The sequence below is a fragment of the Streptomyces sp. NPDC101165 genome (genome assembly GCF_044768135.1).
Lineage (GTDB): Bacteria > Actinomycetota > Actinomycetes > Streptomycetales > Streptomycetaceae > Streptomyces.
Genome location: NZ_JBIWPG010000002.1, coordinates 560645 through 575411, shown reverse-complemented (window position 1 = coordinate 575411; position 14767 = coordinate 560645). Strand labels below are relative to the sequence as shown.

The 14767-nt window shown below is 72.3% G+C and carries 13 protein-coding genes; 4 read left to right on the top strand and 9 right to left on the bottom strand.

Annotated features, from left to right (window positions below; all coding sequences use genetic code 11):
- Nucleotides 1–16: 16 nt before the first annotated feature.
- The 7 genes from ACIRVH_RS06070 to ACIRVH_RS06040 form a co-directional block, all read right to left on the bottom strand.
- Nucleotides 17–694: an SseB family protein gene (locus ACIRVH_RS06070; protein WP_403948571.1), complete on the bottom strand. Its 678-nt coding sequence runs from the start codon at nucleotides 692–694 to the stop codon at nucleotides 17–19.
- 130 nt (nucleotides 695–824) lie between these two features.
- Entirely contained in the window at nucleotides 825–2012 is a 1188-nt protein-coding gene (locus ACIRVH_RS06065; protein WP_403948569.1) for an exo-alpha-sialidase, read from the bottom strand.
- 3 nt (nucleotides 2013–2015) lie between these two features.
- The gene (locus ACIRVH_RS06060; protein WP_403948568.1) at nucleotides 2016–2681 is read right to left on the bottom strand and encodes a response regulator; all 666 of its coding nucleotides are present in this window, start codon (nucleotides 2679–2681) and stop codon (nucleotides 2016–2018) included.
- Nucleotides 2678–3955 carry a sensor histidine kinase gene (locus tag ACIRVH_RS06055; RefSeq protein ID WP_403948566.1) on the bottom strand — a complete coding sequence of 426 codons (1278 nt, stop codon included), beginning with the start codon at nucleotides 3953–3955 and terminating at the stop codon, nucleotides 2678–2680. The genes ACIRVH_RS06060 and ACIRVH_RS06055 overlap by 4 nt, the downstream gene beginning before the upstream one ends.
- A 47-nt stretch (nucleotides 3956–4002) precedes the next feature.
- Nucleotides 4003–6084, bottom strand: coding sequence for an MMPL family transporter (locus tag ACIRVH_RS06050; RefSeq protein WP_403948564.1), 2082 nt, complete (start codon nucleotides 6082–6084; stop codon nucleotides 4003–4005).
- A 294-nt stretch (nucleotides 6085–6378) separates the two neighbouring features.
- Entirely contained in the window at nucleotides 6379–7062 is a 684-nt protein-coding gene (locus tag ACIRVH_RS06045; protein WP_403948562.1) for an ABC transporter ATP-binding protein, read from the bottom strand.
- Nucleotides 7059–8147, bottom strand: a complete 1089-nt coding sequence (locus ACIRVH_RS06040) for an ABC transporter permease (protein ID WP_403948768.1) — start codon at nucleotides 8145–8147, stop codon at nucleotides 7059–7061. The genes ACIRVH_RS06045 and ACIRVH_RS06040 overlap by 4 nt, the downstream gene beginning before the upstream one ends.
- A 168-nt stretch (nucleotides 8148–8315) precedes the next feature.
- Between ACIRVH_RS06040 and ACIRVH_RS06035 the strand changes: the two genes are divergently transcribed.
- Both ACIRVH_RS06035 and ACIRVH_RS06030 read left to right on the top strand, forming a co-directional pair.
- Entirely contained in the window at nucleotides 8316–9530 is a 1215-nt protein-coding gene (locus ACIRVH_RS06035; RefSeq protein ID WP_403948560.1) for a sensor histidine kinase, read from the top strand.
- Nucleotides 9527–10162, top strand: a complete 636-nt coding sequence (locus tag ACIRVH_RS06030; RefSeq protein WP_403948558.1) for a response regulator — start codon at nucleotides 9527–9529, stop codon at nucleotides 10160–10162. The genes ACIRVH_RS06035 and ACIRVH_RS06030 overlap by 4 nt, the downstream gene beginning before the upstream one ends.
- 32 nt (nucleotides 10163–10194) lie before the next feature.
- Here the strand turns inward: ACIRVH_RS06030 and ACIRVH_RS06025 are convergent, their stop codons facing one another.
- Nucleotides 10195–10890, bottom strand: coding sequence for a TerB family tellurite resistance protein (locus ACIRVH_RS06025; protein ID WP_403948556.1), 696 nt, complete (start codon nucleotides 10888–10890; stop codon nucleotides 10195–10197).
- 184 nt (nucleotides 10891–11074) lie between these two features.
- On the bottom strand, nucleotides 11075–12796 hold the full coding sequence (gene leuA / locus ACIRVH_RS06020; RefSeq protein WP_403948554.1) for a 2-isopropylmalate synthase: 1722 nt from the start codon (nucleotides 12794–12796) through the stop codon (nucleotides 11075–11077).
- Between the two features lie 322 nt (nucleotides 12797–13118).
- Between leuA and ACIRVH_RS06015 the strand changes: the two genes are divergently transcribed.
- Nucleotides 13119–14189, top strand: coding sequence for a M4 family metallopeptidase (locus tag ACIRVH_RS06015; RefSeq protein ID WP_403948552.1), 1071 nt, complete (start codon nucleotides 13119–13121; stop codon nucleotides 14187–14189).
- A 278-nt stretch (nucleotides 14190–14467) separates the two neighbouring features.
- Nucleotides 14468–14734, top strand: coding sequence for a protealysin inhibitor emfourin (locus ACIRVH_RS06010; RefSeq protein WP_403948551.1), 267 nt, complete (start codon nucleotides 14468–14470; stop codon nucleotides 14732–14734).
- Nucleotides 14735–14767 lie beyond the last annotated feature (33 nt).

Genomic DNA, 14767 nt, shown 5'->3' with positions numbered 1-14767 from the left:
GTCCCTCCCCCGTCAGTCATCCGGCTTCGACACCGGAGTCCATGTCCACTACGTCACGCGTACGTGTTCCGGTTCCGCTGCCGCCGACCGCGCCCCTTTCCGGCCCGTCCACGGCGACCCCCTGCGGCACGATCCCGACGACCGGCGGCAGCACCAACCCCCGCTCACCGTCACCGGCATCGACCAACACCCCGCACGGCAGCCCGGTCCCGGCCACTGCCGGTACGCCTGCGTCCAGCACCGCCGCACCCCACACCGCCCGGTACCGCCAGCTCCGGTCGCCCTCCCCGCGTGACCTCGCATATCGCGCGAGCGCAACCTCGTCCGTGAACACGAGCAGCCACCGTGCCCCGCTCATCTCCACCGTCAGGGCCGCGCCGTTCTCCCCGTACGGGACGAGGACGCGGCGACGCCGGAACTCACCCAGCCTCATGCGGAACTTGCGCTGGTGGGCGTGGAGTTGGATGGTCTGCTGCGGAGTGAGCAGCGCCTCTGACCGGGCAGGCTGCTGTGCGGTCGCGAACGAGGCGGTGTCCGGCGGTGGTTGGCGTAGGGGGAGCGCCTCGGCGGGCGGCAGCGTGGGGTCCGTACCCACGACTGTCTGCTCGGCGATGTCCGCCAGCGCCGACCTGGGCGGATGCAGTCCGGTCTCGTCCGTCGCCCCCGCCGATCCCGTCGGCTCAGCGCTGCCCACAGCGCCTTCCCCCTCATCAGAAGTGTCCTGTCGCGTTCAATCACTTTCGTTCACTGAACGACCTTCGATGCTCACATGTGCGGACCGGCACAGACAACGTCAGTCGGATCAACAAGGGTTAAAACGTAGGTCAATTGGCAGGCCGGGCCAGCCGCGGCCGCCGGAACTCGATCGTCTCGTACGGCCCCGTCACCCCCGTCTCGTACAGGACTCCGACAGTGCCGTGGTCCAGCTGTACGAGGTCGGAGTAGGCGGCGCGCCGGGAAGACAGCGTCAGCGTCTTGGTGAAGGTCCGGCCGGCGTCCGTGCTGGACCACAGGGCCATCGTCCGGCGGGCGGTCGGCACCGACGGGGCGGAGAACAGCAAGGGGCCCTTGTGGAGTTGGAGCACGCTGCCCTCGACCACAGGAACGTCGTTCAGCGTGCGCTGGACGGCGAAGGGACGGGCGAGACTCCCGCCGCCGTCGGCGCTGTAGGTGTCGAGGCGGTGGCCGGGGCCGCCGCTGCCGTTCTGGTCGCGGGAGCTGATGTAGAGGCGGCCGTCGGGGAGTTGGGCGATGCTGGTCTCGTTGGCATTGGTCACGCCGTCGTAGGTGTCGTCCACGAAGCCCAGGTGCCAGGTGCGGCCGCCGTCGTCGCTGTAGAGGGCGTGGGCGCCGTAGTAACGGGGCTCCCGGCCGGTGTCGGAGGAGCCGGGAGGCGGGGCGGTGGAGTGGTCGGCGGGGACGAGGAGGCGGCCGGTGTGCGGGCCGCGGGTCAGGGCGAGCGCGTGGCCGGGGCCGGTCGCGTACCAGCGCCAGCCCGGGGGCTTCACCTCGGCCGTGATGTCCCGCGGGGGTGTGAAGCTGCGGCCGTCGTCCCCGCTGCGCTGTACGAACACCCGGCGGCCCCGCCGGGGCGCCACCTCACCGCGCATGATCTGGGCCTCCGTCACGGACCCGCCGTTGTACGAGGTCACGAGGACCACCGCGCCGGAGCGCGGGTCGACCACAGGTGCCGGGTTGCCCCGGGTGTTCCCCTGGCCGGCGGCCACCACCTTCAGCGGGCCCCAGGTGCAGCCGCCGTCGGTGGAGCGGCGCAGGACGACGTCGATGTCGCCGCTGTCGGCGGCGCTCGTGTGTCGGCCCTCGGCGAAGGCCAGGACCGTGCCGCGCCGGGTGACGACGGTCGCGGGGATGCGGTACGTGTCGTAGCCGCCCTTCCCGCCCACGTACGGCACGGAGGAGACGCAGCCGTGGGTCGAGTGCGCCGGGTGGACGGCGGTGAGCGGGGTGAGGAACGCGGTGGCGGCGAGAAGCGCGCGGCTCAGCGGAATCACGCCTCACATGTTCCCCGGAATCACCAGCCCGGACTCGTAGCCCACGATCACCAACTGGGCCCGGTCGCGCGCCCCGAGCTTGCCCATGATCCGGCTCACGTGGGTCTTCGCGGTGAGCGGGCTCAGCCCCAACACCTCAGCTATTTCGGTGTTGTTGAGGCCCCGGGTGACCAGCGTCAGCACCTCGCGCTCGCGGTCCGACAGGCACTCCGGGCCTCCCGTCACCGGTGCGGAGGGGCTGCGCAGGAACCGCTCGATCAGGCGTGCCGTCGGGCCCGGCGAGAGGAGTGCCTCGCCCGCGGCGACCGTGCGGATCGCATCCAGCAGGTCGGCCGGACGGGTGTCCTTCACCAGGAACCCGGAGGCGCCGGCGCGCAGCGCGTCCACGATGTTCTCGTCGGTGTCGTAGGTGGTGAGGACCAGCACCTTCACCCCGACGAGGTCCTCGTCGGCGGCGATCAGCCGGGTCGCCTCGATGCCGTCGAGGTCGGGCATGCGGACGTCCATCAGCACTACGTCGGCGCGTGCGGTGCGGGCGAGGTCGACGGCCTCGCGGCCGGTCGCGGCCTGCCCGACGACCTCCATGTCCGGCGCGGACTCCACGAGCATGGCGAACGCGGCCCGGACGAGGGCCTGGTCGTCGGCCAGCAGTACCCGGACGGGGTTCATCTGGTTCCTCCCAACGGCAGTACGGCCGTCACCTCGAAGCCCTGCGCGTCCTCGCGCGGCCCGGCGGCCAGCGTGCCGCCGACGCTGCGGGCCCGCTCCCGCATGCCGACCAGACCGTAGCCCGGCGTGCCGTCTTCGGCGCCCACGCCGTCGTCGGTGACGTGGACGCGGAGGGCATCCTCGTCCGCGTACACGCGCACCTGCACCGTCAGGTCCTCCCGGCCTCCGTGCCGTACGGCGTTGGTGAGCGCCTCCTGCACGATCCGGTAGGCGGCGGCTCCCACCGCGGGCGGCACCTCGTCCGCGGTGACCGCGACCTCCACCTCGGCACCCGCGACGGTCCGCGCGAGGCCTGCCAGGCCGTGCAGTCCGGGCAGCGGGCCGCGGCCGTCCGAGGAACCGGGGTCGCGCAGGACGTCCAGGGTCGTGCGGAGTTCGCCACGGGCCGTGCGGCAGGTCTCGGCGATGTCGTCCAGGGCCTGGGCGACGGCGGCCCGGTCCAGGCGGCCGGGATCGGCGGTCAGGACGTGCGCGGCGACCGAGGTCTGCACGCCGATGAGGGTGATGCTGTGGGCGAGCAGGTCGTGCAGGTCACGGGCGATGCGCAGCCGCTCCTCGGCGACCCGGCGGCGGGCCTCCTCCTCGCGGGTGCGTTCGGCGCGTTCGGCGCGTTCGACGATCGCGGCGACGTGCCGGCGGTGGTAGCGGACGACGACGCCGAGGAAGAGCACGGCGATCACCCAGCCGGAGGTGCGCAGCACCTGGACGGCGTGATGGGCGTTCACCGTCGTCATCACGCCCACGATGACGGTGAGGACGGTGATGCCCGTCAGGACGGTGCGCAGGGGGCGACTGGTGACGGCGACCGTGTAGAGCGCGGTGAGCCCGGCCGGGATCGTCGCGGCGTGGTTGTTGTCGAGGCCGTTGTACGTCGCGATGAGGGCCACGGCGGCGGCGAGCACCAGCAGGGGGCGGCGACGCCGCCACACGAGCGGTACGTGTGCGGCGAGCAGCAGCGCCCAGCCGAGCGCGTCGGGGCGGCGGCCCGGGTCGGTGGACAGGGCGACGCACGCGGCCGACACGGTGAGGGCGAGGGCGAGCAGGACGTCGTTGCGGGTGGCGTGCGGGGTGGTGAGGGGATCGCGGTTGATCGCCGCGACGATCCACTCGCCCTGGCGGGGCCGTCCCGCCGCCGGGACGCCGCGCACCGCCGCCGGGATCCTCCGGTACCGGCGGCGGCCTGTCGTGGTCGTGGTTTCCTGCACGGGGTTCATCTTCCGGTAGGCGGGCGCCCCCGCCGAGGGCAGGGGCGCCCGACGGTTCAGCCCACGGGTTCCGGTGCGCGCTCGGCGGGCGCCGACTGCGGCGCCCTGGACAGCCGCCCCGGCCACCACACCGCCCTGCCCAGCGCCACGCTCGCACTGGTCACCAGGTAGGTGCGGACGAGGAAGGTGTCCAGCAGGACCCCGACCGCGATGACGAAGCCCAGCTCGACGAGTTGGACGAGCCCCATGTTGGTCAGTACCGCGAAGGTGGCGGCGAGGACGAGCCCGGCGGCGGCGATGACCCCGCCGGTGGTGCGCAGCGCGGTCAGCGCGGCCGCCGACGGCTCGGCGCCGCCGAGCGACTCCTCCCGCATCCGGTGCATCAGGAAGATGCCGTAGTCGACGCTGAGGGCGACGAGGAACACGAAGGACAGCAGGCCGAGGCCGGGATCGGTGCCGTGGAAGCCGAACAGCGGCTCGAAGACCAGCCCGCCGAGGCCAAGTGCCGCTCCCCACACGGCGACCACGGCGACCACCAGCAGCAGCGGGGCGACGAGGGACCGCAGCAGGACGATCAGGATCAGCAGCACGGAGAGCAGCACGATCGGTACGACGACCAGCCGGTCACGGGCGCTGGTGTCCGCGAGGTCGAGTTGCTGGGCGCTGGGACCGCCGACCCGGGAGCCGTCCAGCCGGTGCCTCAGGGCCTTGATCGTCGCGGTCTCGGCGGCGGACTGGGGCGGGGCGGACGCGGTCACCGTGATCTCGGTCCAGCCGGCGCCGGTGCGGCCCTGCCGCGCGTCCGCCACTCCCTTCATGCCCCGGATCGTCGCCAGGGCGGCGTCGACGCGGCCGGCCGGGGTGAGGATCTCGATGGGCTGCGCGGACTGCTCCGGGAAGGCCTTCGCCACGGTCTGCAGGGCGGTGACGGAGTCGGGCCGGTCGACGAAGGTGTCCACTTGCTTGAGCGGCCCGGGCAGGTTCAGCGCGCCCAGCGCCAGTGCGCCGAGCAGGGCGGCGCCGGAGGCGAGGACGGTCAGCGGGCGGCGCCCGGCCGAGGAGCCCATCGCGGCGAACAGCGACCGGCGGACCTTGGGCGTGGAGCCGTAGGCGGGGATGAGCGGCCAGAACAGGCGGCGGCCCAGCAGGACCAGAATGGCGGGCAGCAGGGTCAGCATCGCGACCAGCGCGCACAGCACGCCGACCGTGCCGAGCGGGCCCATGCCCCGGCTGGAGTTGAGGTCGGCGGCGAGCAGGCACAGCAGTCCGGCGGCCACCGTGCCGGAGGAGGCGAGGACGGCGATCCCGCAGCCGCGCAGCGCCGCCCGCATGGCGTCGTACGGCCGCTCGTGGCGTCGTAGTTCCTCGCGGTAGCGGGAGACGAGGAGCAGGGCGTAGTCGGTGCCGGCGCCGAAGACGAGGATCGTCATCATGCCGGTGCTCGCGCCGGTGACAGCGGTGCCGAAGGCCTGGTTGAGGGTGTAGGCGGCGGCCTGGGCGAGGAAGTCGGCGACACCGGCGACGACGAGCGGGACCAGCCACAGCAGCGGGCTGCGGTAGATGAGGATCAGCAGGATCGCGACGACGGCGACGGTGGTGTAGAGCAGCGGGCCGCCGAGGGACTTGTAGACGCCCGAGGCGTCGGTGGCGAGGGCGGCCGGACCGCCGACGTCGACCGAGAGTCCGCCGGTGTCGTGGACGATGCTGCGGACGTCGTCGACGAAGGCGTCGCGCTTCTTCTCGTCGGTGCCGGGCTCGTTGCTGGTGACCGGGTACATGAGGGTGGTGCCGTCGGCGGACGGGATGCCCTGCGGAGTGCGGCCGGTGAGGGCGTGCCGGTGGGCGAGGGCGTCGACCTGCTCGCCGGCGGTGGCCCGGTCAGCGGCGGTCAGGCCGCTCGCGCGGTGGTAGACGAGCACCAGTTCGGTGGTCTGGCCGCCCGGGAGGCGGTCCTGGAGCCGGGCCACCTGGGTGGAGTCGGCGGAGGCGGGCAGGTAGTCGGTCGCCCGGTTGTGCTGGACGTCGGCCAGCTTGGCGGCGAACGGCCCGGCCACGGCCAGCAGGACCACCCACAGGCCCAGCACCAGCCAGGGCAGGCCTCGTCGCCCGCCTCTCACACGTGTTGTCGCGGCCCCCATGGAAACGGGCCCTCCCTCCGGAGCGGATGTCTGGATACGGCTTCCAGACTTCCGCCGGAAAGGGGCGCGTTCGTCGGGCGCGGGACCGAGTTCGGCGGTACTGCGCAGGGCGGCCGGGCGGGCGGACTACTCCCTGGGGAGTATCAGGAGGGCGCGGTCCGGCCGGGCGCGGATCCACCCGGGGGCCCGCCCGGATCCACCCAGGGCCCGCCCGGATCCACCCGGGGGACGTCCCCATGGTCCCGGGAATCACCCGCCCCGGCTCGTGGCCGAAGCCCCTTCCCGGGTCTTCGGTCAGCAGGGTGCCGTCGCGGGACGGAGGCGTCCGTCGTGGACCTCGGCGATCCGGTCGACCGCGGTGAGGTGGGTGCGGTCGTGCGTGACCAGGACGGTGGCGATGGCCTGCTGACGGGTGAGGCGGGTGATCAGGTCGACGACGGCGGCGCCGCGTTCGTGGTCCAGGGCGCTGGTGGGTTCGTCGACCAGAAGGACGGCGGGGCTGTTCATCAGGGCGCGGGCGATGTTGACGCGCTGACGCTGACCACCGGAGAGCTGGTGGGGCCGGCGTCCGGCCTGGGCCGCGACACCCACCGCGTCGAGCAGTTCCATGGCCCGGCCGTGGGCCCTGGCCGGTGAGCGGCCGTCGATCCGGGCCATGACCTGGAGCTGCTCGGCCGCGGTGAGGGAGGGCAGCAGGTTGGGTTGCTGGAAGACGATGCCGATCTTGTCGCGGCGCAGCCGGGTCAGTTCGTCGCGGGTCATGCCGGTCGTGGCGGTGGAGTCGATGGTGACCGTGCCGGCGTCGGGGGTGATGAGGGTGGCGGCCACGGCGAGGAGGCTGGACTTGCCGGATCCGGAGGGGCCGACCACGGCGGTCAGACTGCCCTTGGGCACGTCCAGCGTGACGTGGTCGAGGGCGGTCAGACGGGACTCGCCGTCGGGGTAGGTGAGGGTGATGCCGGTCAGGTTCAGGCTCATCGGGCGCTCCCCAGGGCGGTCAGCGGGTCGACGGAGGTGATGCGGCGGACGGACAGGGCGGCCCCGAGCGCGCCGAGCAGGATCATCACGGCGGCGGGGACGAGGACCGTGGCGGGAGTGAGGAGGAACGGCACCGCGCTTCCCGTGACGAGGGCGCCGAGACCGGCGGCGATGCCGGTACCGAGGAGGGTGCCGCCGGTCAGGAGGACCGCGGCCTGGCCGAGGGCGTCCCCGAGCAACTGGGCGGTGGAGGCGCCGAGTGCCTTGAGGACGGCGATGTCGCCGCTGCGCTGGATGGTCCAGACGGTGAAGAAGGCACCGACGACCAGGGCGGAGATGGCGAAGAGAAAGCCGCGCATCAGCTGCAGGGAGCCGTTCTCGGAGGCGTACGAGCCGATCGCGGACAGCGAGTCGTCCTTCGAGACCGTTCTGGTGCCGATGGCCCGGTCGGCGGCGGTGATGTCGGCGCCGGAGCCGGTGTTCAGAGCGATCACGGTCGCGGTCGGGCCGGCGCCGGTGCCGGCCGGAGGCGCCGTCTTCGCCCAGGCGTCGAGGCTGGTCCAGATCACGGGGGTGTGGCTGAAGGAGGCGTCGCCCCGTACGGCGGCCACGGTCAGCTTCTGTCCGGCCAGGGTGAAGTCGTCCCCGGGCCCCAGGCCCAGGTCGTCGGCTGCCGTGCCGGACAGCACCGTCGCGTGCCCCGTGATCCTGCTGCCGTCGGGGGCCAGCCGGGAGCCGGGCCGGACGCCGAACACGGAGACCCCGGTGCTCCGGTCGCCCGCGGTGGCCCTGGTGGTGCTGATGCCCAACGGTTCGGCGCCGGTGACTCCGGGGACCTCGGCCCACCGCCGCCACTGCTCGGCGGTGACGGACGAGTTGGCGTACGACAGCTCCTGGGCCCCGCCGGGCACGTGGAAGGCGATCCTGTCGGCCGGCAGGCCGGTGACGGCGGAGATGTTCTGCCGGCCCAGGCCCGCGGTCAGTCCGGAGAGCAGCCCGACCAGCAGGGTGATGAGCACGATGACGGTTCCCATGAGGGCGAACCGCCCCTTGGCGAACTTCAGATCTCTCCAGGCGACGAACACCTTGGCCTGCCCTTTCCTGCGGTGGAAGCGATAGGGCCCCAGCCTCGCCTCCGGTGCCCCGGCCGGGCATCCGGCGACGGACGGCACTTCGCGGACCGAAAGGCGGCGCGCGGGTTGTAACTTTCGGCGGAGGCCCGGCCCGGACCGGTTCCTTAGGCTGGAGGGACTGTGAACACCGCCGCTCCCGCCCTGACCCCGACCACCCGGACCCTGTCCTGGTGCCTGCACCTGCTGATCGTCGCCCTGCTCGTCCTGGCCGCCGGCCGCGCCGTGGCCGAAGGCCGGCCGCACGCCGGGGCTACGGTCGCCGTGGCCGTGGCGTGCGGGCTGGTGTACGCGGCCGGCCCCCTCGTGCCCCGCGTCCGCGGCGACCGGCGGGCCGCCGTCTGGTGGCTGGCCTCCGTCGGCGCGGTGTGGCTGGTGCTGCTGGGCCTGACCGCCGACGGGGTGTGGGTCGCCTTCCCGCTGTACTTCCTCCAGCTCCACCTGCTGTCGCGTCGGGCCGGCCTGGCCGCCGTGGCCGCGACCGCGCTCGCGGCGATCGTCGCGTTCGCCGGCCACCAGGGCTCCTTCAGCGCGGCCATGGCGATCGGCCCGGCGCTCGGCGCCGCCGTGGCGGTCGCCGTGGTGTGGGGATACCAGGCCCTGTACCGGGAGAGCGAACAGCGCAGGCGTCTGATCGAGGAACTCACCGCCACCCGCGCGGACCTGGCCGAGGCCCAGCACACCGCCGGTGTGCTGGCCGAACGCGAACGCCTGGCCCGGGAGATCCACGACACCCTCGCCCAGGGCCTGTCCAGCATCCAGTTGCTGCTGCGCGCCGCCGAACGGGCCCTGCCCGACGCTCCGGAGAACAGTGCCCGCTACGTCGGTCAGGCCCGCCAGGCCGCGGTCGACAATCTCGCCGAGGCCCGCCGCTTCGTCGCCGCCCTCGCCCCGCCCGCCCTGGAGGGCACCACCCTGGCCGGCGCTCTGGAACGGCTGTGCGCCACCACCGGTGCCCGGCACCGGCTCACCGCCCGCTTCCGCCTCAGCGGTGATCCGGCACCGCTGCCGACGCCGTACGAGGTCGTCCTGCTGCGCATCGCCCAGTCCGCCGTCGCCAACACCGTCCGGCACGCGCGGGCCACCACCGTCGAGGTCACCCTCGGCCGCTGCGGCGACGATGTCGCCCTCGACGTCGTCGACGACGGCATCGGTTTCGACCCCGCGGAGCTGCCCGCGCCCGACCCGGAGAGGGGCGGCTTCGGTATGGCCTCCATGCGCGCCCGGCTCGGCGCGCTCGGCGGCACCCTGACCATCGAGTCGGCCCCCGGCCACGGCACCGCACTGGCCGCCCGGCTCCCCCTCGCCCCACCCGCCGAGACCGAGGCCCGCCCGTGACCGACTCCGCCATCCGTCTCCTCGTCGCCGACGACCATCCCGTGGTGCGGGCCGGGCTGCGCGCCGTCCTGGAGACCGAACCCGGCCTCGTCGTGGTGGCCGAGGCCGCCACCGCCGAGGACGCTGTCGTCCGCGCCGCCGCGGGTGACATCGACGTCGTGCTGATGGATCTGCAGTTCGGCAAGGGAATGGGCGGTGCCGAGGCCACCGCCGCGATCACCGCCCGGCCGGGCGCTCCCCGGGTGCTGATCGTCACCACCTACGACTCGGACGCCGACACCCTCCCGGCGATCGAGGCCGGCGCCACCGGCTATCTCCTCAAGGACGCCCCTCCCGAGGATCTCGCGGCCGCCGTGCGCACCGCCGCCGCGGGACGCACCACCCTGGCTCCCACGGTCGCCGACCGGCTCATGAACCGGCTGCGCGACCCCGGCGCCGCCCTGACCCGGCGGGAGACGGAAGTCCTCGCGCTGGTCGCGGCGGGCCTGTCCAACCAGGCCGTCGGCCGGCGGCTCCACCTCACCGAGGGCACGGTCAAGTCGCACCTGGCCCGCGTCTACGCCAAGCTCGGCGTCGACTCCCGCACCGCCGCCGTCGCCACCGCCACCGACCTGGGCCTGATCAGGCGCTGACGGATCAGTCGCACGTCACGGGTATGGGTCGGTCAGGACGGAGTCCGTGCGGCGGCCAGCAGCCGGTTCACGTCGTCGGTGCAGATGGTGAGCGCGGCGCCGATCGTGGCCAGTGCGTCCCGTTCCGCGGGTGTGTAGGGGCCGTCGGCCAGGGCGATGCGCGCGGCCTGCAGGAGCAGGGACTCGCGGCCCACCGGGGCGAGGTGCGGGGCGAGCGGGTCGAGGGCCTCGTGCAGCTCTATCGCGAGGCTCGCGCCGCACGGCCCGCCGAGGACCCGGCCGGTGTCGGCGGCGAGGGCCTCGACCAGGGCGGCCAGCTGGTCCTCGGTGCAGTCCTCGAAGCCGGCGGCGCGCACCGCGGTGGCGGCCGTCTCCAGAGCCGTACGGGAGGAGGCGCCACCGGCGGCCAGGACGGCGAGGGCGACGGTGTGCACGGCGTCGCGGAGCATCGCGGAGAAGCGGCGGGTGGTGGGGTGGTCGAGGACGTCGGTGCCGAAGTGGCGGCGACAGGAGGCGCACTCCACGACCGGTCCGGTCGCCCCGCGCGGCAGCACGGGCACCCCGAGGAAGGTGAAGCGGCGGCGGCCGGTGAGCCGCTGGTAGTTGCGGTCGCCTCCGCAGCCGGGGCAGTAGAACTCGCCGTCGCCCACGGGTGTCCATGCGGTGCGGGTGCCCAGGAGGCGCACAGCCCGGGCAGCACGGTCGTCTCGTCCCCGTACTGGCAGCACGTCGCACCTCCGTAACGACGCGGCAACATCGCCGCGCTGGCGTGATGTTAGCCACATCGCGGAGCTGAGTCAGCACCTCGTGCGAGACCTGTCCGTGACCTGAGGGGTGCGATGGCCGATAAGTGACGGGGCCCTGACCGCCGTATGCAGCGGTCAGGGCCCCGAAAGTGCTGGTCGGCGAGGGTCAGCGGGCGGCGCGGTTCACCGCGGAGACGACAGCCTTCAGTGAGGCACGCGTCGTGTTCGCGTCGATGCCGATGCCCCACAGAACCTTGTCGTCGATCGCGCATTCGATGTAGGAGGCGGCCTGCGCGGAGGCACCCTCGCTCATCGTGTGCTCCTGGTAGTCCAGCAGGCGTACGTCGATGCCGATGGACTGCAGGGCGTCGAAGAACGCCGAGATCGGACCGTTGCCGGTGCCGGTCAGCACCGTGTCCTCGCCGTCGACGGTGGCCTCGACGGTGAGGGTGTCCACGCCGTCGGTGTCGGTGGTCGACTGGCCGGTGCGGACCTGGATGCGGCCCCACGGGTTGTCCGGGTTCGGCAGGTACTCGTCCTGGAAGACCGACCAGATGTCGCCGCCGGTGACCTCGCCGCCCTCGGCGTCCGTCTTGGCCTGGATGAGCTTCGAGAACTCGATCTGCATCCGGCGCGGCAGGTCCAGCTTGTGGTCGTTCTTCAGGACGTACGCGATACCGCCCTTGCCGGACTGCGAGTTGACGCGGATGACGGCCTCGTAGGAGCGGCCCACGTCCTTCGGGTCGATCGGCAGGTACGGGACCGCCCACTCGATGTCGTCCACGGTGACGCCCTTGGCCCTGGCGTCGGCCTCCATGGCGTCGAAGCCCTTCTTGATGGCGTCCTGGTGGGAGCCGGAGAAGGACGTGTAGACCAGGTCGCCCACGTACGGGTGGCGCGGGTGGACCTCCATCTGGTTGCAGTACTCCCACGTACGACGGATCTCGTCGATGTCGGAGAAGTCGATCTGCGGGTCGACGCCCTGCGAGAACAGGTTCATGCCCAGGGTGACCAGGTCGACGTTGCCGGTGCGCTCGCCCTGCCCGAACAGGCAGCCCTCGACACGGTCGGCGCCGGCCATCAGGGCCAGCTCGGCGGCGGCGACGGCCGTACCGCGGTCGTTGTGCGGGTGGATCGACAGGACGACGTGCTCGCGACGCGACAGGTTGCGGTGCATCCACTCGAAGCGGTCCGCGTGCGTGGAGGGCGTCGAACGCTCCACAGTGGCGGGCAGGTTGAGGATGATCTCGCGGCCCGGGCCCGGCTGGTAGACGTCCATGACCGCCTCACAGACCTCCAGCGCGAAGTCCAGCTCGGTGTCGGTGAAGATCTCCGGCGAGTACTGGTAGCCGAACTCGGTCTCCGGGCCCAGCAGCTTCTCGGCGTACTCCATCACCAGGCGGGTGCCGTCGACGGCGATCTGCTTGATCTCGTCCTTGGAGCCGCGGAAGACGACCCGGCGGAAGACCGGCGCGGTGGCGTTGTACAGGTGGACGGTGGCCCGGCGGGCGCCCTTCAGGGACTCCACGGTCCGCTCGATCAGGTCCTCGCGGGCCTGGGTCAGTACGGAGACGGTGACGTCCTCGGGGATCGCGCCCTCTTCCTCGATGATCGAGCGCACGAAGTCGAAGTCGGTCTGACCGGAGGCCGGGAAGCCGACCTCGATCTCTTTGTAGCCCATCTTGACCAGCTGGTCGAACATCCGGCGCTTGCGCTCGGGCGACATCGGGTCGATCAGGGCCTGGTTGCCGTCCCGCAGGTCGGTGGAGAGCCAGCGGGGTGCGACGGTGATGCGCTGCTCCGGCCAGGTGCGGTCCTGGATGTCGACCTGCTCGTAGCGGCCGTACTTGTGGATCGGCATGGAACTGGGCTGCTGGCGGTTGGCCATGATGCGGGGGCTCCTTGGGAGGTGTCCGAAAGGACGGCCGACGACGCAACGCCAAGCTCCGCGGGGAGGGAGTCGGCCTCGACTACAGGCCCTCGCCGCGGCAGCTAAGAAGGAGCAGCCCGAAACGCATGATGCTCCGCATGCTAGCCGAGCGGCGCCTCACCACGAGGGTTCGTATCAGTATGCGGGACCGTGGGGTCAAAACGGACAAAAAGTGCGCCATACCACTTTGACTACGTGGAGTGAGCACGATGTCACCGTATTTCACCAATCATGGTTGCTAGTAGTGACAGCCGGATCACACAGTGCAAGGGTGCCGGGCATGACGACCAACGGGGGCTTCCAGCCCGTCTTCTGCACGATCGTGCCGCCGCACGTCCTCGACAGGCTCGCCCGGAACGAGGACCCCACGCTCTCCGGCCCCGCCCGCCGGTCCCTGGAGCACGACGCCTACCAGCGCACCCACCGCCGCCTGACCACGGTGATCGGCGCGCCCGCCGTCGCCGCGCCCGCCGGAGCCGTGGCCGACCAGCCGCACCGCACCATCTACGACGCCGGCCACCAGCAGGACCTGCCCGGCACGAAGGTCCGCGAGGAGGGCACCGAACCCGGTGCGGACGCCACGGTCAATCGCGCCTACACGGGCCTGGGCGCCACCTTCGACCTGTACCTGAAGGCGTACGGCCGCAACTCCATCGACGGCGAGGGGCTGCCGCTGGACGCGAGCGTGCACTTCGGCACGGACTACGACAACGCCTTCTGGAACGGCGAGCAGATGGTGTTCGGCGACGGCGACAACGAGATCTTCCTGGACTTCACCATCCCGGTGGACGTCATCGGCCACGAGCTGACCCACGGCGTCACCCAGCACACCGCCAACCTGACCTACTTCGGCCAGCCGGGCGCGCTCAACGAGTCGATCTCCGACGTCTTCGGCTCGCTGATCAAGCAGTACGCGCTCGGCCAGTCCGCGGCCGAGGCCGACTGGCTGATCGGCGCGGGCCTGCTCGCCCCGCGCGTCACCGGCACCGCCCTGCGCTCCATGAAGGCTCCGGGCACGGCGTACGACGACGACGTCCTCGGCAAGGACCCGCAGCCCGCGACCATGGAGGACTACGTCCGCACCGGCCGCGACAACGGCGGCGTGCACATCAACTCGGGCATCCCGAACCACGCCTTCTACCTGGTCGCCACGGCCATCGGCGGCAACGCCTGGGAGCGGGCCGGCCAGATCTGGTACGACGTCCTGACCGGCGGCGAGCTGAAGCAGGACGCCGCCTTCGCCGACTTCGCCACGCTGACCGTCCGAGCGGCCCGCGAGCGCTACGGCGCCGGCGACGAACTCCAGGCCGTACAGAAGGCGTGGGAGCAGGTGGGGGTGCGGACGCTGTAGTTCCGTACTAAAAGTGCTTTCCGTCCGCCATGATCAGCGGCGGCCGAGAAGACGGCCTGCGTGAGTCAACCGCGTGAGGTGCTGACCGCCGGATCTCCGGCACAACACCTGCGGCAGCCCGCTGACCTGCGGGCCTCTGCTCACCGAACTCCGGAACGGCCCAGAGCAACCCCGGATGAGACACCGCAGGGTGACCACGCCGGAGCGCCCGGACCAGCCGAACCGGATGCAGTCCGTACCCCCTTCGGGAACTGCGGATCAAGTGTTAGAAGTGACCCATGCGTATCCAAGTACGGCGCACGGGCGGCTTCGCGGGCATCGAGCGCCGGGCCGAGGTGGACACCTCGGGCCGGCCCGACGCCCATGAGTGGCACACCCTGGCCGAACGCGCCCTCGCGTCCGGCCGGGGCACGCGCCCGGCCGGGGTTCCGGACGGCTTCAGCTACGAGATCACCGTGGACGGCCGGACGGTGTACGCGGCCGACCCCCGACTGTCCGAGGCAGAGCGGGAGTTGATCTCCCGGGTGCTGAAGGAGGGTGCGTAACCGCGGTTTCACGCCGGGGCGTTGACTTCCGTT